Below are 20,617 nucleotides of genomic sequence, written 5' to 3'. Positions count from 1 at the left end.
TGCTAGTTTAGTAGATGAAATCATCGATTTATTTGACGCCGCGCTGACGAACAGTTTCATATAAGCACACTGCAGTCGCAACGCTGACGTTCAAGCTCTCAACGCTTCCCAGCATAGGGATGTGAACAAGCTCATCGCATGTCTCGCGCGTCAGGCGACGCATGCCCTCACCTTCGGCCCCCATGACCCAACCCATCGCACGCTTACCTTGAATCTGATGAATACCTTCAGGCGCCTGATCATCGGTTCCCACTAACCAGATATCGCGATCTTTAAGGTCACGCATGGTGCGTGCCAAGTTGGTCACCATAATGTAGGGAACAGACTCTGCCGCGCCGCAAGCCACGCGTTGCACGGTTGTGTTGAGTCCGACTGCGCGATCTCTGGGTGCCACGACGGCATGCACACCAGCAGCATCTGCTGTGCGCAAGCATGCGCCAAGGTTGTGCGGATCCGTCACACCATCCAAAATCAAGAGCAGAGCAGGACCCTCAACTCCATCCAGAACATCGTCCAAGTCATCGGCGAGCTTACGCGCATCAGCAACGGCAACAACACCTTGGTGTCGTGATCCACCGGCCAGACCATCCAGACGGTCCGCACCCACCAAGTGAACAGGGCGCCCTGCCTTGCTCACTTGATCAATCAGAGACTGCATGCGCTTGTCTTTACGTTGCGTTTCGACATACACCTCGCGGATCGTCTCGGGCGCCTGTCTAAGACGGGCGATCACTGCGTGAAAACCTGCGAGCATTTGAGTAGCTGCCATTCAATAATTCCTAACGCCCTTTGCGAGCTGATTTTTTAACACCTGCGCCTTTAGTGGCTTTTAGCAATTTTTTGCTTGGCCGCGCAGTTTCTTGTTTGACCGCTTTCTTTGCTTCGGCGCGCCGCACACTGGCGACTTTCCCTTGCAATTCAGCGGGTTTTGTCGGGGCCGCCTTTTTAACACGGCGAGCAACGGAGTCATCAGGACGCGCAGAGGCTTTACGCAAGGCCACAAAACTGGTACCGGTTACAAGTCGAAACTCAATACGTCGCGCCTCTAGATCGACTCGCGCCACTTGAACTTGCACCGCGTCAGTCAGACGAAAACGTATACCTGTGCGTTCACCCCGCAATTCATGCAACGACTCATTGAACTGGAAATACTCAGTACCCAGCTCCGAGACATGCACCATGCCTTCTACATGCAACGTGTCCAGTGTGACAAAAATGCCAAAGCTCGCCACGCCAGTTACTCGACCACTAAAGGTCTCGCCGACGCGTTCTTTCACAAACCAACATTTGAGCCATGCTTCCACATCGCGTGAGGCCTCGTCAGCACGACGTTCGGTGCCTGACAACATCAGCCCCAGTCTTTCCCATAAATCGTGCTCGTACTCTTGCTGGGTGGCTCCCGGAGCTGCGACAAAGCCATGTAAAGCTGGCTGATAACGCACGCCCTTGAGCAGGGCTTTAATGACGCGATGCGTGAGCAAATCAGGATAGCGACGGATAGGCGAAGTAAAGTGGGTGTAGGCGGGATATGACAGACCGAAGTGACCCATATTGTCAGGACCGTAAATGGCCTGTTGCATCGATCGCAAACACATCGTTTGCAACAAAGCGTAATCGGGGCGCGCACGCGCCTTGTCGAGTAACTCGCCGTAATCTTTAGCTGTTGGCTCGGCTCCCCCGCCTAGACTTAACCCAAGCGTTTTTAAAAACTCTCGCAAAGACTTGAGCTTGTCGGTCGTGGGTCCCTCATGCACTCGATACAAGCCGATGTGCTTGCTACGCCCCATAAAATCAGCCGCGCAAGTGTTGGCCGCAAGCATGCATTCTTCGATCAGTCGGTGCGCATCGTTACGCACCAAACCAATAATCTTTTCGATACGTCCGAGTTCGTTACAAACAATTTTGGTCTCAACCGTATCAAAATCAATCGCGCCCCGCTCTTTGCGAGCTTGCTGCAAGAGCTGAAATACTGAGTACAAACTTTGTATGTGCGGAGTGACATGGGCAAGACTGCGTGCCGCAGGTCCTTGAGGTTGCTGCAGTGTTTCCCAGACTTGGTTGTATGTAGTCCGTGCATGCGAATGAATCACCGCATTGTAAAACTGGTAGGCCGCCACAGTGCCGGCTTTAGTGCCCGTAAGCGGGATCACCATATCGCAAACCAACACCAGTCTGTCTACCTGTGGCTTGAGTGAGCACAAACCATTGGAGAGCTTTTCGGGCAACATCGGAATCACACGGCGTGGAAAATACACACTCGTGCCACGGGTACGCGCATCGATATCTAAGGCATCCTCGGGTGTCACATAGTGGCTCACATCTGCAATGGCAACTAATAAGCGCCAAGCAGGACGTTTACGTCCGGAGCCTAGATCGACTTCTTCACAATACACCGCATCATCAAAATCGCGGGCATCTTCACCGTCAATCGTAATAAACGCCACATCGCGCAAATCAACACGATCTTTGAGATCTTGTTTACGCACGGTATCGGGTAATTTTTCAGTTTGACGCCAGGCCGCATCAGAAAATTCGACCGGCACATCAAACTTGCGGACCGCAATTTCGATTTCCATGCCTGGGTCGTCGATTTCACCGAGAATCTCCGCCACGCGACCTAACGGCTGGGTATGACGCGTAGGCTGTTCAATAATGTCGACGGACACGACTTGACCGTGTTGTGCACCGCCTGTATCCGCAGGAGGAATCAACACATCGTGCTTGATGCGTTGATCTTCGGGAACCACGATTGTCATGCCGCGCTCGTTTAGAAAGCGACCGACTAAACGATTGGTGCGACGCTCAATCACTTCAACAATGGTAGCCTCAGGCTTACCACGGTATTCGCCGGTTGGCTTGACGAGTACGCGATCGCCGTGCAACACCTTGAGCATCTCACGGGGAGATAGAAAAAGGTCTGGCCCCCCTCCATCACGCACCAAAAATCCGAAGCCATCGCGATGCCCCTGGACTCGTCCTGCGACAAAGTCCAGTTTATTTGCCAGCAAGAGAACGCCTTTACGGTTGGGCAACAACTGACCATCGCGCTCCATTGCGGCAAGCCGACGGTCAAAGCCCTTGAGGGTTTCCGGAGACTCGAGACCGAGTCGCGTCGCAAGGTCTTCGGGAGAGAGCGGCACAAGTGCGGTACGCAAGGACTCTAAGATTTCTTCGCGACTTGGAACATCTGGATCAAAGTCAGGAGGAAGTTCTGGGGTGGCTGCGCTGGGGCGACCGTTCTTGGAATGAGGAGGAAGGCGATTTGCCAAAGTTTGAATCTCGCTTATAATTCGGTGCTTCAGAAGTACAGATAGGCCCAGGTGGCGGAATTGGTAGACGCGCACGGTTCAGGTCCGTGTGCCGCAAGGTGTGGAGGTTCGAGTCCTCTCCTGGGCACCATTGAAGTGTAAAGCAAAATACCTGTTGCTTTAATGATCTTCAGCGCTTTATCAGCAAAATAACTAACCTCAAAACTCTTTTATTAGATTTTGGGGTTTTTTATTATCTCAAAGCTTAGTGATGTTTCTTTATCCAGCAAGCGCAATCAGTGTTTTTTTCATCATCACGTGTTCAATATTGGCATCTAAAAAGACCTCCCCAAACTCGACGAAGCCTTGTTTGAGGTAAAAGCCTTTGGCGTGAAGCTGAGCGCCAAGCACAACCTCTTTGAAACCCCTATCTTGTGCCGCCTGAATCAGCGCGTGTAAAACCGCCGCGCCAACACCCTTTTTTCGCTCTGATAGCTTGACTGCCATACGGCCAATATGACCATCCGGAAGCAGACGCCCTGTCGCGACAGCATCACCTTGGGGACTGAAGGCCAGAGCATGCAAGCATTGTGCATCCATTGCGTCGAGCTCTTCGGCAATGGGAACCTGTTGTTCCTCGACAAAAACCTCAAATCGAATCGCGCACGCTTGGTCACGCAACTCGGACCACGAGCCTAGTTGCACTTGAACAGCCGAAGCATGCGTCTGAAAATTTTCGTGTTTCACTCAACATTCCTTTGACGGTCTATTTTTGTATTATGTCTGAGTTGACCTCAACGCGCATGAATCCCGAACCAACGCGCTACACTTGGGCACCTTAAATTTTCTATTATGTCGGGCTATGTTTGCTGCGGTCATTGACGCTGCTTTTCCGGTATTTGCCCTGATCCTGACGGGATGGGTCTGCACCAAGCGCAATTTACTCGGCTCCTCCAGCCGTGAGGGCCTCAACAGCTTTGTGATTTACCTCGCACTGCCTGCGCAACTTTTTGCCGCCATGTCGAATGTCGAGCTGTCAGACCTCGCTCAACCAGGTTTTTTTTGGTCCTTCGCCTTGGGTATGTTTGGCACCGCAGGCTTATATGCGCTTGTCTCAAGAGACAAACACATCCCTCCCCTTGATAGACTGATCAATAGTATGAGTGCTGCGTATGGGAATGCTGGTTTTATGGGCATACCACTCTGCCTGATGGTGTTTGGCAAGGAGGGGTTAGCCCCATCGGTGATTACAGCCGTCTTTACCGTTTCTTTGCTCTTTGCCATGACAATCATGCTTGCCGAGTTGCTGAGACTGGATCACTCTGGGATTTTGCCAGCCATTAAAAAAGTCCTTTACTCCATGCTGCGCAACCCACTATTAGTGGCCCCGATCTTGGGTGTTCTGTGGTCAGTCTTGCAGTGGCCGATGCCAGCACCGGCCATGCGTTACATCAGCTTGTTAGGCGATGCCTCCACACCCTGCGCTTTGATCGCCATCGGACTGTTTCTTGGGCAGACTTCAGAGCAACGCGCAGGCCCTGAGGTAATGCGTATTGTTCTGTTCAAACTCTTATTTCAGCCTGCGCTGACTGCACTTTTAGTGTTGTTTGTGTTTGACGTGCCAAAAACATGGGCGCTAGTCGCGATTCTGGCCGCGGCACTGCCTGTTGGGACCGGACCTTTTATGATGTCTCAACTCTATCAACGCGATGCCGCGGCCAGCGCACGCGCAATTCTGGTCTCAACTGTTTTATCTGTTGTTACGATCTCGGCACTTGTTGCCTGGATCAGCCAAGAACTTTGAGATCCCTTTTTTCAAACAACTTTATCAAACATTTTTCTAGGCGCTCACCATGTCTGAACCCTCTGCAACTGTCACAGCCACCTCACCGGTGCTGACCATCGAGGGAGCGATCGCTACGATCCGCCTGTGCAACCCTAGCTATGCCAATCGCCTGAGCCCTTCTGATCTAGCCATCATCCAATCACACATCCATGCCGTCAATCAAGCACCACAAGTACTGGTGTTGCGATTGATCGCAGACGGAAAATATTTTTGTAGTGGTTACGATATTTCCTCACTGGCCGCTGAGAGCGCGCCCTCGTCCCTCTACTTTGGTGAAATCGTCGACCTGATCGAGCAGGCACGACCTGTGACTGTCGCTGCGATTAACGGCGGGGTCTACGGTGGCGGTACCGATCTTTGCCTGGCCTGTGATTTTCGCGTAGGGAGCACCGCTGCCAATATGTTTATGCCCGCGGCAAAATTGGGGCTACATTTTTATCCGGGCGGCATGGTGCGTTACATCACGCGACTGGGACTGAATCAGGCGAAAAGACTATTTTTGACTGCTGAAAAAATCGAAGCGCCAGAAATGCAAGAGATCGGATTTTTGACTGAACTGGTTGAACCCGAACAACTGGGTCCGCGTGTAGACGCTCTCACACAACAATTGGCCTCGATGGCACCGCTTGCGCTACTCGGTATTAAAAAGCACCTCAATCTCATTGTGCGCGGACAATTAGACGAGGTGACTATCCAGCAAGCTGTGCTCCATTCCGAACGCTCAGACGATATCAAGGAAGGGGCTGCAGCATGGAAAGACAAGCGTCCCGCTATTTTTAAAGGGCTCTGAGAGCACTCACTTCGGCTGGCCACGCTGATTGCTTAAATTATTTTTATATAATTTCCAAATTGACACCAAACCGAGAATCTAAATATGCGTCAGATATTTTTATCCGCCTTCGTCCTAGCCCTGTCCTGCATCACTTCAGGCGCAACGGCACAACAGATTAATGAGCAGTGGCTTGGTTTCTGGGACTCAGCCGATGGTCAACTCATCGTCACCCCAAAAAATATTATTGACGCGGGCAAAATTTGCAAATGGGTAGGCAAAGCGCCGACGGGACAACATGCAGGGTGCGTCGGATTTTATTCAGGCACGACAACCAAGAAAGAAATGCTCGCGACGCTTCAAACTATGCGTGACGCCCTACGAGCCAACGATCAAAACATGGATGCCAACTATTTAGCTGGAGAAAAAAAACTAGTGGATGTATTGGAATCCAAACTCAAGTCTCTCAGCGACAGCACATTTAGGATAATAGATACCTCGGATGCTGATTATCAAGGTTCAGGTGACTGTGGCAATTACTACATCATGGACCAAGGCATCGCTTACTCCGTTCGTCAATGCGAATCCGCAGGCTTGGGCAGTGCTTTAGTTGTCACGCCAATGCGCAAAGGCCCTGCAACTGGACCCGTTTCAACGCTCAACGGACATTGGGTCAGTACAAAATGGAAATACGGCTATACACTTGAAAACGGTCTAGGCACAGCAACCGCCACCAACAGTGCAAAATTTAAAGTGGGGGATGAAATCATCATTCTTCGCGCGACAGGAAAAAATTCCTTTGAGGGTCAGCAAGTCTATCAAGATGGAAAATTTCACCCCATTAGTGCAAACTTGCTGCCAGACGGACGCCTGCAGTTCAAAGGCGAGAAAAATATTACTTGGATCATGGAACGGAAATGACAACAAAACCAAAAGTTGCACTGATTAGCACAGGTGGCACGATCACTTCGCTCAGTATCCTGGGCGAACTTGATGTGTTTGAATACAGCTCCACCGGCACCAGACTCGACGCGCACGGTATGTTGGAAAAGTTTCCGCAAGCCAAGACCGTTGCCAATGTCCTCCCTGTGGCTTTTGATACCTTGCTGTCCACTGCTGTGAGCTTTCCTCATTGGAAAAAACTTGCTGAGGTCATTAGCAAGCTCATCCAGGAACATCAGGATCTCGCAGGTATCGTGATTTTGCATGGCACTTCTTCGATGGAAGAGACTGCCTATGCGTTGAACTTAGGTCTCAACACCAGTATTCCTGTTGTGTTGACAGGTGCGCAGCGCCCTGCCAGTGCTTTATCGACAGATGCCGGTATGAATATTTACAACGCAGTGCGCTTGGCTGCATGCCCTGAGGCACAAAACCTCGGCGTGATGATTTGTCTGAACGACGAGATTCAAGCAGCACGTGATGTCACGAAAACCTCCAACGGACGCCTGCAGACGTTTCGGTCTCCAGACTTTGGTGCGCTCGGTCATGTGGATGGTGACAGAATTGTCATCTATCGCAGCCCGACGAGACGTCGCACACCTGATACAGAGTTTGATCTGCGCGAGATAGCTCAACTCCCCCGAGTCGATATCGCTTATAGCTATGCAGGTGGCGATGGTGTGGCTGTTCAGGCCTTTATCGCGGCAGGTGCGCGCGGTATTGTCGGTGCGGCGTTTGCGCCGGGGCTACTGTCACCAGAAGAGTTTATTGCGATGGAAGCTGCAGTCAAGCAAGGCGTAGCTGTTGCCATTTCATCCCGGGCGGGCTCAGGACGTACCTTTGCCCCCAGCAAAATGCGCGAGGCTGGCTTTATTCAAGCTGACAACCTCACCCCTCAAAAAACACGCATTCTTTTAGCCATGGCGCTGACCAAGACCCAAGATCGGGCCGAGATTCAGCGGATGTTTGATACATATTAAAAGTTACATTCGTTTCATCAATGAGTCTGTTCAAATTACTGCGCAGTGATGAATCGCTGCGCAGTGTACAGACGACAAGAGGCATCGATCAGCTGCCTCGCAATGCTGACATGCTCTGGCAAGGGCGGAAGTTCTTCGCGTGAAAACCAACCTGCCGCCTCAATCTCGGTCGGATCGGGGGTGATCTCTCCGCCAGCATAATCTGCATAAAATGCCACCATCAGCGAATTGGGAAATGGCCAGGATTGGCTCGTGAAGTAGCGCAAATTGCTGATTTCCAAACCAACTTCTTCGCGCACCTCGCGCACCGCACACTGCTCGAGCGTTTCACCTGCTTCAACAAAGCCAGCTAACGCACTAAAAACACCAGGACGGAAATGTGGGCTGCGCGCCAACATGAGTTCGTGTCCACGCTCAATCAACACCATAACGGCGGGTGAAATGCGTGGGTAGGCCACTAGACGACAGGAGGGACACTCAAGTGCATACTCAGTTTTTTTCATCACCGTTGGGGTACCGCAATGGCCACAGAAACGATGATTTTTTTGCCAATCAATCATCTGTGTCCCGCGACCAGCTAAGGCAAAAATCTCCGGACCTGCCGAAGCAAACAAGCTGCGAACTGGACGCAACTCACCCGTGATGTGAGAAGGAATATTGTCCGTTTCTATCGCATAACAGGCTGATCCATTCAATTGGCCAATATGAAGCGCCTCAATCAGATCACCAAAATCCGCTCGACGAGCTTGAGGAAAGGCTTCGTTGCCTTGTGCATCAACAGAAATCAATACCTGATTGCCACAGCGGATTAACCAATAACTTAAGTCACTCATTTTGTCTCACTTGGTATAAATTATTTGACGTCATTGTATGTCTTCATCAATCAAAGAGATAAACAAAAGCCCCATCACCGTTTCCAGCGAGGGGGCTTTTGAAATCTAGGCAGAATAAAACTTAGCCAGGTCCCATCATCAGATTAGGTAGCCATGTCGAGATAATAGGAATATAGGTCACGACCAGCAACAAACCGACCATCAAGAAGAAGAATGGCATCGTGCCACGCAACACCTGAGCCAAGGGGATTTTGGAAATGTTACTAATTACGAACAGATTCAAGCCTACAGGTGGCGACATCAGCGCCAACTCCATGTTGATCACGAGCATGACACCGAAATGAATCGGATCAATACCGAGTGGCTCAAGCAAAGGCAAGACAATCGGCACCATAATCAACAAGATCGAAAAGACCTCAAGGAACATACCCAGGAAGATCAGGAGAATGTTGACAGCGAGCAAAAACTGCCAAGGCTGAATATCCAGACCTTTAACAAAATCCAGCGTCTTTTGCGCAACTCCTGTTTCTGTAATCAAATGGCCGAAAGCCAGCGCCATCGCGATGATAATCATGATCGCCGCGGCACTGCGCACTGCATGCGTCATCACTTTTAAAAAGTCACGCGCTTTGACTTCACGATAGACAAATAAGGCCAAAGCAATTGCTACGACTGCGGATAAAGCAGCCGTTTCTGTCAACGTGACAAAACCACCATACAAACCGCCCAACACCACAACAGGCACGAGTAAAGCAGGAATGGCGTTAAGGGTCTTTTTAATTTTTTCTTCACGTGGCATGGGTACACGATCAACATAACCATGTTTCTTGCTGAAGAAATAAACGTATATACCCATCATCGTGGCACTAATCAGGCCAGGAATGACACCTCCCAAAAACAAGCGGGGAATCGATGCGTCTGCAAGTACTCCATAAACTACAAAAGCAAGTGAAGGTGGAATCAAAATACCCAGCGTCCCGGCTGAAACCAAGATACCACCAGCAAAAGCTGGGTTGTAGCCATTACGAAGCATGGCTGGGATCATGATGGTACCCATCGCAATCGCAGTCGCCACAGAAGATCCGCACATGGCAGCAAAAATTGCGCATGTCAACACGGAGACAAGACCCAAACCACCGTGGACACGCCCAATCCAGGCCGTTGCAGCATTGATCAACGCTTTTGCAACCCCACCGCGTTCCATGAACGTGGCCGCAATCACAAAATATGGGACGGCCAGCAGAGTTGGGGAATTGAGCTCATCAATAATTTTTTGAGCCAACGGAACCAAACTACCTTCAGTCGCAAATACCAAACCAGATGTCAAACCCATTGTCAAAAAAATGGGGACCCCGAGAATCAAAAGAATAATAAAAACGGGAGAAAAGAAACTAAGCATGCTGCTGCTCCCGCTTGAACCATTTACGATAAAGACGCACGATGTAAGCCAGACCCATTACAAAAGAACCTGCCGGTAATGCTGCAAAGTAAATCCACAACGGCATACGCAGCATCGTCGTCGAGACATCACCGAAGTCCCAAGCCTGATAGGCCACGGCAGATCCGTAATACACGGCAAACACGCAGAAAATCAAACCCAGCACGTCTGCCAGAACTTCGACACCGTGCTTAAGTTTAGGTGGGAACATATTAATAAAGAAGTCTGACTTTACATGACGATCCATCAAGGTCACGGTACCGAGCGATAAAAAAACCGCCCAGATCACCATGTAAACCTGCACTTCTTCGACAAAGTCCAGTGTCATCGAGGGCGCAACCAGTCTAACAATGACGTTATAGGAACACATCACCAAGGCCAGCGTGGCTAAGCCCCCCACCACCAAAGATTCGATGGGGTGGGATTCGGGTACATCATGGGCTTCCGCCTCGAGGTCAGCCTGAGCTTTTTGGCGTAACGTCTCATAGAGTCGATTGCCAGTGGGCTCAGCTGCCTGAACTGTGTCTTTTGCTTGCATAATTTAGAACGCCACGCCTGCTTCTTTGAGGTTTTTGAGAGCTTCTTCGACAACGTCGTTGTCCATCTTGATGCTCTTGACGAGCTCAGGCTGGATCTTCATCAATTCACGGCGTGCACCCAAAACTTGCTCAGGCGTTGGAATGACAACTTTCAAACCAGCTTTGACCAGTACTTCTTTAGCCTTGAGTTGAGCGGCCGCAGCATTTTTACGCTCTTGAGTAGCAGCGATATCCCATGACTCAAGAATAGCCTGCTGCACTTCTTTGGGCTGCTTGTTAAAGAAGTTGGCACGCATCATCGGTACGTACTGGTTGAACTGGTTTCTGTCTTCGAAAGAGTACTTCATACCCGAGTCCATCAACTTGGAGGAGAAGCTGCTTTCGTAAGTGGTCAACAAACCATCCATCACGCCCTGGCTCATCGCCAATGGAACATCTGGCCATGGCACAAGCAATGCTGTAGCACCAAGTGTTGTGATGCGCTGAGCATTCGCCGTACCACCGGGATAACGGATCTTCATGCCTTTCATGTCAGCATAGGTCTTGATTTCTTTGTTGATGGTGTAGGTGTTTTGAAAACCCAAATCCATCCACTTACCCAAGATCTTAACGCGCATGCGCTCTTCGAATTTTTTATTCAGGAACTGACCAAGTTTGCCATCCATGACTTTATGAACGGTGGCTTCTTCAACGCCATAAAACATGGGAAGACTTTGCAGTGCGGCATTTGGCTCGGCACTGTCAAGCTGCCAGGTACCTGGAACAGCCATTTCTACTGCGTCCTGACGCAGCGCGCGGGGTACGTCACGATCACGGAACAACTGGCCGCTTGGGTAGACTTCAATCGCAAAACGGTTACCCGTGCGTTTTTTCAATTCTTCGACGAAAATTTCCACGCCTTTGTTACGGACATGAACTGGGTTCGTGTCAAGCGCAATGCGGAGTTTTTCCTGAGCCGAGGCTGGTGTAGCTACCAACGCCGACGCCAAAACTGCAAACGACGCAGTCATGAGTTTTACGGATAAAGAGGACATGTGATTTCCTTGAAAAAATGAAGTCTAGTTCAGGCTCTGAACTAGACGCGGGCAGACTGTAACGAAATAGCCTTGTTATGTAAATAATGATTACCCTACTTCATAGGGAAACATGGGGAAACTACTAAGTAAAAAGAAGGCATCCATCTCTTAAACCAGAGAAGAGATGCAAGGAACAGGAAACATTTCGTTACCAATTTCACATCTTAAATCGTACGCCCCAAGGCCTTAAAAAATAATTCTGATTGCAATCTTTCACCAAGAGTTTGCTCACCGACCCGCTGAGCAAGATTTGCATCAACCGGCTCAAGCGATAAACCAGAAGACATTGCAAGCACTTGCATCATGCAGGCACGCTCTAAAAAATACAGATCGTCGTAGGCATAGTCCACGCGATCACCACAGACTACAACGCCGTGATTACCTAAAAACACCACATCCGCGCCTTGCATGGCATGCGCGATACGCTCGCCCTCACCCGCATCTAGCGCTAAGCCGTTGTAATGCGCATCAATGGCGACGCGACCATGAAAACGCATGGCATTTTGTGACAGTGTTGTATCGAGCGCGCGTTGTCGCGTCAAAGTCAACGCCGTGGCATAAGGCATGTGCGTATGCAGCACGCAGGTTTTTTTAGCAATCCGATGCACTGCAGCATGGATGTACATGGCGGTTGGCTCAACAGGATGGCGACCTGCCAAAATTTCACCATGCTCATCAATCATGACGATATCTTCGGCTTGGATCTCACTCCAGAGCAATCCTCTTGGGTTGAGCAAAAAACGCCCGCTATCATCAGGAATTTCAACGCTGAAATGGTTACAAACCCCTTCTGACAAGCCATGATGAGCGGCAGCGCGCAGTGCCAAGGCTAAATCCTCGCGCAACGCGCGGATCTCTGTGGACTCAAAGTCTTCTTCGTGCATGTTTCTTGTCATTCATCTTCTCCCGTAATGATTTTTTAACGCCTATGGCTCGAAAATGGCCTCACTTTGTATCAAGCGCCCGCTCTATATAGTCATGGTTGACAGAAGCACGTGGCACTTTGAAAGTAAACCAACTGCGTACATCTTCTTCGAGTCCTATGCCGTGCATATAGTTGTAGATCGCTTTTCGAAGCCCTACCCCCAATGCTGCGTGGTCGACATTGGTGGGATCAGTAAAACCCACATCATTTTTGGCAAAACTTGTCGGTGGCAGCGTCTCAAGTGTGACCCCGTACTCAGAAGGATTCAGCCCCACAGGAGAATGGACCGTACAAGTAAAGCGGTGGAAAAAACCACTTTGAATACAGCCATTGGCAAATAACTGACGCACATACTCCAAGGCATCCACGGTATCGCGGACGGTCTGGGTCGGAAAACCATACATCAAATACGCATGTACCAAAATGCCTGCGTCACTAAAGGCGCGTGTCACTCTTGCGACCTGATCGACCGATACACCTTTTTTCATCAAATTGAGCAAGCGATCTGAAGCGACTTCTAAACCACCTGAGACCGCGATACAACCGCTTTGCGCCAGCAACTGGCAGAGCTCTGGCGTGAACGTTTTTTCAAAACGAATGTTGCCCCACCAGGAGATATTGAGATTTCGCTTGATCAACTCTAAGGCGAGAGACTTTAATGCTTTTGGTGGAGCGGCTTCATCAACAAAATGAAAACCAGTCTGACCGGTTTCGCGAACAATTGCCTCAATGCGATCAGCCAAGACCTCCGCGGAGGCGGTTTCATAACGTCCGATGTAATCCAGACTCACATCACAAAAGCTACATTTTTTCCAATAACAGCCGTGAGCGACGGTCAGTTTGTTCCAGCGACCATCACTCCACAGCCGATGCATGGGATTGAGCATATCTAACAATGACAAATAGTCGGAAAGCGGCAAACCATCCCAAGTTGGCGTCCCGACTTCCTCGAAAGGAACCTCAGGTTCGACCATGTTGATGTAGCGCACGACACCCGTTTCGGCGTCGCGTAAAAATGTCCTCACCAGACGTTGCTGCGATCGCTTGCCTGACAAATGATCCAGCAAGGAAAGTAAAGGTCGTTCACCCGCATCCAGCGTCACGAAATCAAAATAATCAAACACTCTGGGTTCTTTGAGCGCGCGCAGTTCCGTATTGACGAAACCGCCACCTAAGATGATTTTGATTGCGGGATGATGGGCTTTAATCGTCTGCGCAATTCTGAATGCGGCATAGACCGTACCGGGGAACGGCACCGAAAGCAACACGACTGTAGGCTTATGACGCGCAAGGGCCTCAAGCGTGAGTTCTTTTAAATAATCATCCACGAGTGAGGGCGGTGCTGCTAAAGCAAGCGCCAAGGGCTCGAATGTCGCCTGACTCGCAGCCAGTGACTCGCCATAGCGCACAAACTCAAAGCGTGAATCAACCGCATCGCGTAGAACATCAGCAAGATCGTTGAGGTAGAGCGTCGCTAAATGCTTGGCACGATCCTGCATCCCGAGCGCACCAAAGGCCCAGCCCAAAGGATCTACGGATTCGTCATCGACATAGGCATCAAGCGCGGCAAAGCGTGGTCCCTCAGGCAAATACTGACGACTAACGATACGATGGGCCAGCGTTGAGTCTCGACCTTGTAAGAAGGCAATGACGGCATCAATGGTGCTGAGATAGCGATTTTGTTGGGCAACAAAGGCCTGGAGAGAATGGCTTCGCTGACGAGGAGCGATTGCCTTGACTTGAGTGGCGACTTGTTCGAGTCCTGTTTCGCTGAGCAGACGTAATACTAAGGCAAGGGCAAGGTCCTCTTGCACAGCATGGATGTTGCGCGAACGCAAAAAACCCGTCAAATATGCTGTTGAGGGATAAGGCGTGTTGAGCTGAGTCATCGGCGGGATAACAGACAACACACGCAAAGTCACAACATTGGCATTAGACATATTGATTGACGCATTTCAGAGGGGGTCAGTATATGTTGAAATTTGATCATGCCAAGCATAAAAAGCCCTGTGCGAAGATGAATTTACTGAATTAAATCAACTTGCTAGCCACAATCGTATAATCCAAACGCCAACAAAATCGTGTGAAATAAAAATATAGGACAGAGCGTGGAGTTCAAAAACATAGCAGACCTACAAAAAGCCAGCAGTCGCGGCCAAAAAGAAATCTTTAAGCTCGGCATGGGACTGCTATTTGTTCTAGCCATCATGCTCTACACGACTGTCAATTTAGAGGTCTCTGGTACCCAGGGCTCGATTCTGATCATCGCCGCCATGATTGCTGGCTATATGGCCATGAATATCGGGGCCAACGATGTCGCGAATAACGTCGCGCCCGCCGTAGGCTCAAAGTCACTGACCATGACCTCGGCCATCATCATCGCTGCAGTATTTGAAATGATGGGGGCTCTCGTCGCAGGCGGAGATGTTGTCTCAACGATCCGAGGCGGCATCATTGATCAAAAAATGATTACCGACGGCAATCGCTTTATCTGGGTCATGACCTCCGCACTGTTAGCCGGTGCGCTCTGGCTAAATTTTGCAACAATGGTGGGCGCGCCTGTCTCGACGACGCACTCCATTGTTGGCGCGGTGCTCGGTGCAGGCCTTGCTGCAGGTGGCATTAATGTGGTCAATTGGCCTGTCATGGGCGGCATTGTATTGAGCTGGGTCGTATCCCCTCTTTTGGGTGGCCTCGTTGCAGCTGGATTTCTTTATTGGATCAAACGCTCCATCACATATCAGACCGACATGATTGCAGCGGCCAAACGAACCGTTCCGCTCTTAATTGGAATCATGTCGTGCGCCTTTACAACCTACTTGATTTTGAAAGGTTTAAACAAAATCTGGAAAGTCGATTTTTTAACAGCCGCTGTCATCGGCATTGTGATTGGTGTATTGACCTGGCTGATGGTCCGGCCCCTTGTCAATCTGCGCGCGAAATCCATTGAGCCCAACAAAGCAGGCATCAACTCCTTATTTACAGTTCCACTGATTTTTTCAGCCGCGCTATTAAGTTTTGCGCATGGTGCTAATGACGTCGCCAATGCTGTTGGACCGCTCGCTGCGATCGTCGACACTGTTATTCAAGGCAGTGTCTCTACTAAAGCCGACATCCCCTTATGGGTCATGATCGTGGGTGCACTTGGCATCTCTTTAGGTCTAACACTTTATGGTCCAAAGCTGATTCGTACCGTAGGTGGAGAAATCACAGAACTCGATCAAATGCGTGCTTTTTGCATTGCAATGTCCGCATCGATCACGGTCATTGTCGCTTCGCAGCTCGGACTCCCTGTGAGCTCCACGCATATTGCGATTGGAGGAATATTCGGAGTTGGATTTTTACGTGAACGACTGAAAACACAATATGCTCGCATGATTGAGTACATCAGGATGCACCACTCAGGCGAGGACAAAGAAATGGTAGAGCAGTTTTTGCTTAAATTTTCACAAGCAGATATGGCTAGCAAAAAATCAATCTTGAAACAACTCAAGATCAATGAAGCGGAGGTATTGCTTTCAAAGAAAGAACGCAAAAAAATGAAGCGTGTTTACCGCGAAGAGTTGGTCAAACGCTCCGCGGTTTATAAAATTTTTGCTGCTTGGATTATCACCGTTCCCGCCTCGGCCTTAATGGCTGCCGGGATTTTTTATTTGGTGTCATTAACAGGAAAATAATGATTAAAACCGCTAACATCATTCCAATAATATTTTTAACTTTTTACAACTTTTTTTTTACAACCTATGTTCACGCCGCAAGCTTTGACTGCACAAAGGCGAGAAGCACAATGGAGAAAGCGATTTGCCCAGATGCATCGCTATCCAGTTTAGATGAAAAGCTTGCATTTGAATACAAGACGGCTCGCTCGAAACTTTCCCCTACAGCCGACAAAATTCTGATCTCAAGCCAAAGATCTTGGCTTCGATTTATAGCGACCTACTGTTTTGTGGATATGAATGCGTCAGTCGTTAGTCATCAAGAAGCTACTAGTTGTCTAATTAAATCTTATAACGAACGCATTAAAGACCTATCGTCTACAGGAAAAATAATCGCAGGCTATAAAACCTATATCGCTATCGATAACCATATTCGCGTATCAAAACCGCAAGAAATGGTTTATGTGATTGAGCGAAAATACATGCAAGTCGATGATGAATCACCGATCGGCATTCGACTCAATCACTATTTGAATTTTAAAGACAAAGCAGATTTGCCTGAAGAGCGTGGAACAGAAAGTTATGACATTCAGCTCTCACAAGCATCTCCCGACTGGCTGTATAAAAAAATATTCAGTGAAGCCTTTACTGGAGCATATCCAACCAGCGATACCGAATGCGGTGTATTTTCAATTGAAAAGGAAAGACCTTTAAAAATATCTGATGTATTTACAGGAAATACTTGGCAAAAGATATTTGAAAGTACGACACAATCACACTTTCTTGAGCTAGCTAAAATCGAAAAAGATTTTGACATCAGCATGGTTTCTGATTTTCGCCCAAGCACAGCTCAACCATCAGCCTCATTTTCATTTTGTTTTACAAATAAAGGAATCGATGTAGATGGTTTCCTGCCTCATGTTGCACGTGCCTTTGACGGCGTCACCATTAGCTGGAAATCTTTAGAAAATACATTAACACCCTATGCGCTTGAACAGGTCAAAAAAATGGGTGGACTTTAGCGTGTGAGTGCGCTGCAGCGCAATATATACATTCTAGAAATCCACCCCAAATAACCACTATCAAATTTTTATGTCATACACACTCAGGTAAGATGCTCCACCAGACCCATCGAACCAGAGTGAGCGGCAAGGTCCATCAGGGTTTCTGGAGCACTTGCTACAACAATACCTAGCTGCTGCGTATCAGACACATCTGCATCCGTGTCTTTCACAGCTAAAGTAATCTCCAGTGCGAGGTCAAGCGTAGCCGACTCGTTTGTCACCAAACCGATGTCTGATATTTTGATCACGTCATTATCGGTCGTTGCCGCACCAAAGCTTTGAGTCTCTGTGCTTGCGCCAAGCTCTCCAACATCGCTAACAAAGTTGATACCAGAGCCAATCAACCCTTCGGTAGAAACTAAAACCTGAGCACCTGAGATCAGATAGTTTTCACCTACATCGTTAAAGTCGTTTGACTGGATGATCACCGCACCATCATTATTGTCAAGCGTAATTCCATAAGTTGGAGTGATAGTATTCCCAACCTTGAGAATATCTCCGTTATCTATGATGAGTGCCTTAGTTGTCTCGCCCGAGGTATCGGTATCGATTAGCTTAAGAATGACAACCAGATCCTCAGTGCCAATGCCATCAAATTTCAAAAACAATTCATTAGCAAAAGCTGTAGGCGCAGTATTCGTAAAGCCAAAGGGATTAGTACTAAACAAATCAAAATCTAACACCTCACCCTTTTGTATCGTATCTCCAGCAACACCATTTGCTGAGTTTGAAGTTGTCACCCATGTTGATGCTTGTGTGATGAGCTCTCCATTCGTAAAGGTATTACCGTTACCATCTACACCAACTGCCTGAAGATTATTGCTACCAGTACCTCCACCGGGCTCAGATACACCTGTGAACTGAGCATAAACATTGTTGCTAAGTGCTGCAACAGCGACTGCTGGCTGAGTATTATCCGTAGATGAACTTTCGGGCTGATACCCTGTGTAACTTAGCGCTTCAGAGGTCGTCAAAATCGAGTAACTCTGAATCGGTTCAGACAGGGAAACAGTATAAGTACCATCAACTTTATTGAAACTCAATGATCCCGTAGCGTGCTTGGTATCTGTTGAATAATCACTCGGCAAATAATCAAACTCAAGCATAAATTCAGCTTGTGTCGCACTTTCTGACATCCATGTAATACTGGTATTTGTGATTGAATTCAATCCAACTTGTCCAGTTAGACTATCCATTTGAAAATCAGAATTTAAAGCACTGAAACTTGTTCGACTATCCGCTCCAATCGAGTAAGAAAATGTACTTGTTCCACCTGGAATTGGATTATCAGCATTCGCAAACACTAGATCTTCAACATTCAACACAACTGGTGTATCGTCATTCACAACAATTACAAGCTCACCAATCGCCGAGTCATTGTCTGAATCAAGAACTTTATAACCCACGATGAAGGCAAAGTTATTTTCATTCAGGTCATTTTCATGTTGAATGGGTGCGTTTTGAACAACTGAATATTCACCAGTTAAACTGTCAAGCGTTAAAGTCATGACGTTCACTGATCCCTGAAGTACTTGCAGTACCTCATCGTTCACAAGATAACTAAATCCTGCAGGCGACCCAGCATTTAGCCATTCAATTGAACCAATACCGTCTGCACCAGCACTAAAGTTTACTGTTCCACTGGCAAACTCTATGTCAGGATTCATATCACCCGTACCATTTGGATTACCTCCTGACAATGCGTCATCATCAAACATGACAACTTCATTGCGCGTAACGGTTGGGGTGTCGTCGTTGACAACAACCACTAACTGTCCCGAAGCGGCATCACCATCTGCATCCATGACGCTATAGCTGATAATTAATGCCTGATTGTTTTCATCCAAACCCGTAGGATGGATCAGTGCAGCATTTTGAACAACAGAATACGCTCCACTTAAGGTGTCAACAGAAAGTGTAAGAACAGTTGTTGCGCCTTGCTTCACCAAAAGATCTACACCAGAAGCTTCGTATGTAAATCCAGCTGGTGCTCCTGTTGTCATCCAAGAGATCGAGCCCGCACCATCCGCACCAAACAGATGACCCAAGGTTCCCGTTGTATTGACTGTATCGGGCGAAGCATCTCCGAGACCGCCAGGATTGCCCCCTGGCATTAAGTCATCATCAAGTTGAACGACATTGTTTCGGATGATGGTGGGCGTATCATCGTTGACGACAATGTAAAGAGGGCCCAATGCAAAATCACCATCATTGTCAGTGACATGATAAGTAACTGTGAAGTTTTGCGAATTTTCATTCATTCCTGCTGTGTGCATGATTGAAGTATTCTGAACGACTGAGTAATCACCATTTAATGGATTGACAGATAAAGTCATGACTGTTGTTGAACCCTGCTTGATCAACAAGTCTGTTCCAGATGACTCGTATGTAAATCCAACCGGTGCTCCCGAAGTCAACCATGTAATGAGACCGCCGTCAGCTCCAAACTTGTAATCCAGTTGACCGGATGTAAAGGCTGTATCTGGACTGACATCCCCTACCCCTCCTGGATTACCGCCCAGCAATGCATCATCATCAAACACTGCAACGGGATTATTTGAACCTTCTGGTGTGTCGTCGTTGACCAAGATTGTCAACCCACCGGTCACGGAATCGCCATCTGCATCGACGACTGCGTAGGCAATATCAAATAGTTGATCGTTTTCCGCGGAGCCAAGAGGATGCAAAATATTGCTATTTTGAATCGTTGAGTATGAACCGGTTATAGGATCAATAGTTGCAGTGACAACAGTAACGGAACTCTGCTTGATGTAGAGATTATTATCTGACACCTCGTAAGTAAATCCTGCGGGTGCGCCAGTCGATAGCCAAGAAATTGAACCTGCACCATCTGCCCCAAAGCTATGACTCAGTGTGCCATTAGTATTTTGTGTATCTGGGGAGATATCACCAATACCGCCAGGTACACCACCGGGTAGAATTTCGTCATCAAGAATCACTAATTCATTCTCAGTCACCACTGGGGTGTCATCATCGACAACAATCACAAGCTGACCCACGGCCACATCACCATCGGCATCCGAGACTGAGTAGCTCACAATCAAGCTCTCGTTGTTCTCATCCAGACCCGTAGGATGTGTCACAGGGGCATTCTGTGTGACAGAGTAAGCACCTGTCTCTGTATCCAGAGTCAAGGTCATGACAGTCACCGTACCTTGCTTGACCAACAGATCATCACCGCTGGCTTCGTAAGTAAAGCCAGCAGGCGCACCGGTTGTGAGCCAGCTCAGCGAGCCCTCTCCGTCTGCACCATACGCATAGCCAAGTGTGCCAGAGGTGT

16 protein-coding genes and 1 tRNA gene are annotated in these 20,617 nt (G+C 48.6%); 7 read left to right on the top strand and 10 right to left on the bottom strand.

Translation table 11 applies throughout. The annotated features are described in order from the left end of the window. Nucleotides 1–28 precede the first annotated feature (28 nt). A complete protein-coding gene (rlmB, locus tag WBJ47_RS11525) occupies nt 29–769 on the bottom strand; it encodes a 23S rRNA (guanosine(2251)-2'-O)-methyltransferase RlmB (protein ID WP_422242742.1) in 741 nt (246 codons plus the stop codon). Between the two features lie 10 nt (nt 770–779). Beyond that, nucleotides 780–3,269 carry a ribonuclease R gene (gene rnr, locus WBJ47_RS11520; RefSeq protein WP_422242741.1) on the bottom strand — a complete coding sequence of 830 codons (2,490 nt, stop codon included), beginning with the start codon at nt 3,267–3,269 and terminating at the stop codon, nt 780–782. Between the two features lie 45 nt (nt 3,270–3,314). Here rnr and WBJ47_RS11515 point away from each other — a divergent pair. Continuing rightward, nucleotides 3,315–3,399, top strand: a tRNA-Leu gene (locus WBJ47_RS11515). Between the two features lie 128 nt (nt 3,400–3,527). Here the strand turns inward: WBJ47_RS11515 and WBJ47_RS11510 are convergent. Continuing rightward, entirely contained in the window at nt 3,528–3,995 is a 468-nt protein-coding gene (locus WBJ47_RS11510; RefSeq protein ID WP_422242740.1) for a GNAT family N-acetyltransferase, read from the bottom strand. A 115-nt stretch (nt 3,996–4,110) separates the two neighbouring features. Here WBJ47_RS11510 and WBJ47_RS11505 point away from each other — a divergent pair, with 115 nt between their 5' ends. The 4 genes from WBJ47_RS11505 (at nt 4,111) to WBJ47_RS11490 (ending at nt 7,785) form a co-directional block, all read left to right on the top strand. Then, nucleotides 4,111–5,052, top strand: coding sequence for an AEC family transporter (locus WBJ47_RS11505; protein WP_422242739.1), 942 nt, complete (start codon nt 4,111–4,113; stop codon nt 5,050–5,052). Nucleotides 5,053–5,101: 49 nt separating this feature from the next. Continuing rightward, nucleotides 5,102–5,884 carry an enoyl-CoA hydratase/isomerase family protein gene (locus WBJ47_RS11500; protein WP_422242738.1) on the top strand — a complete coding sequence of 261 codons (783 nt, stop codon included), beginning with the start codon at nt 5,102–5,104 and terminating at the stop codon, nt 5,882–5,884. 84 nt (nt 5,885–5,968) lie between these two features. After that, the gene (locus WBJ47_RS11495; RefSeq protein WP_422242737.1) at nt 5,969–6,784 is read left to right on the top strand and encodes a hypothetical protein; all 816 of its coding nucleotides are present in this window, start codon (nt 5,969–5,971) and stop codon (nt 6,782–6,784) included. Then, complete coding sequence (locus WBJ47_RS11490) at nt 6,781–7,785, top strand: asparaginase (RefSeq protein ID WP_422242736.1); 1,005 nt, start codon at nt 6,781–6,783, stop codon at nt 7,783–7,785. Before WBJ47_RS11495 ends, WBJ47_RS11490 begins: the two co-directional genes overlap by 4 nt. Before the next feature lie 35 nt (nt 7,786–7,820). Here the strand turns inward: WBJ47_RS11490 and nudC are convergent, their stop codons facing one another. The 6 genes from nudC to WBJ47_RS11460 form a co-directional block, all read right to left on the bottom strand. After that, the gene (nudC, locus tag WBJ47_RS11485; protein WP_422242735.1) at nt 7,821–8,618 is read right to left on the bottom strand and encodes an NAD(+) diphosphatase; all 798 of its coding nucleotides are present in this window, start codon (nt 8,616–8,618) and stop codon (nt 7,821–7,823) included. 121 nt (nt 8,619–8,739) lie between these two features. Continuing rightward, complete coding sequence (locus WBJ47_RS11480) at nt 8,740–10,017, bottom strand: TRAP transporter large permease (protein ID WP_422242734.1); 1,278 nt, start codon at nt 10,015–10,017, stop codon at nt 8,740–8,742. Then, nucleotides 10,010–10,594, bottom strand: a complete 585-nt coding sequence (locus WBJ47_RS11475; RefSeq protein ID WP_422242733.1) for a TRAP transporter small permease — start codon at nt 10,592–10,594, stop codon at nt 10,010–10,012. Before WBJ47_RS11475 ends, WBJ47_RS11480 begins: the two co-directional genes overlap by 8 nt. Before the next feature lie 3 nt (nt 10,595–10,597). Then, nucleotides 10,598–11,629, bottom strand: a complete 1,032-nt coding sequence (dctP, locus tag WBJ47_RS11470; RefSeq protein ID WP_422242732.1) for a TRAP transporter substrate-binding protein DctP — start codon at nt 11,627–11,629, stop codon at nt 10,598–10,600. 206 nt (nt 11,630–11,835) lie between these two features. Beyond that, complete coding sequence (locus tag WBJ47_RS11465) at nt 11,836–12,567, bottom strand: aldolase (protein ID WP_422242731.1); 732 nt, start codon at nt 12,565–12,567, stop codon at nt 11,836–11,838. 49 nt (nt 12,568–12,616) lie between these two features. Continuing rightward, nucleotides 12,617–14,536, bottom strand: a complete 1,920-nt coding sequence (locus tag WBJ47_RS11460) for a B12-binding domain-containing radical SAM protein (protein WP_424585312.1) — start codon at nt 14,534–14,536, stop codon at nt 12,617–12,619. 168 nt (nt 14,537–14,704) lie between these two features. Between WBJ47_RS11460 and WBJ47_RS11455 the strand changes: the two genes are divergently transcribed. Together WBJ47_RS11455 and WBJ47_RS11450 are read left to right on the top strand one after the other, a co-directional pair. After that, nucleotides 14,705–16,273, top strand: a complete 1,569-nt coding sequence (locus WBJ47_RS11455; RefSeq protein ID WP_422242730.1) for an inorganic phosphate transporter — start codon at nt 14,705–14,707, stop codon at nt 16,271–16,273. After that, nucleotides 16,273–17,274 (top strand): lysozyme inhibitor LprI family protein, encoded by a 1,002-nt coding sequence (locus tag WBJ47_RS11450; protein WP_422242729.1) that lies wholly within the window; start codon nt 16,273–16,275, stop codon nt 17,272–17,274. The genes WBJ47_RS11455 and WBJ47_RS11450 overlap by 1 nt, the downstream gene beginning before the upstream one ends. A gap of 83 nt (nt 17,275–17,357) precedes the next feature. Here the strand turns inward: WBJ47_RS11450 and WBJ47_RS11445 are convergent. Then, on the bottom strand, nt 17,358–20,617 hold a 3,260-nt coding region (locus tag WBJ47_RS11445), incomplete at its 5' end, for a DUF5801 repeats-in-toxin domain-containing protein (RefSeq protein ID WP_422242728.1).

The sequence above is a fragment of the Zwartia sp. genome (genome assembly GCF_049655405.1).
Lineage (GTDB): Bacteria > Pseudomonadota > Gammaproteobacteria > Burkholderiales > Burkholderiaceae_B > Zwartia.
This window is presented reverse-complemented; position numbering and strand designations above follow the sequence as displayed.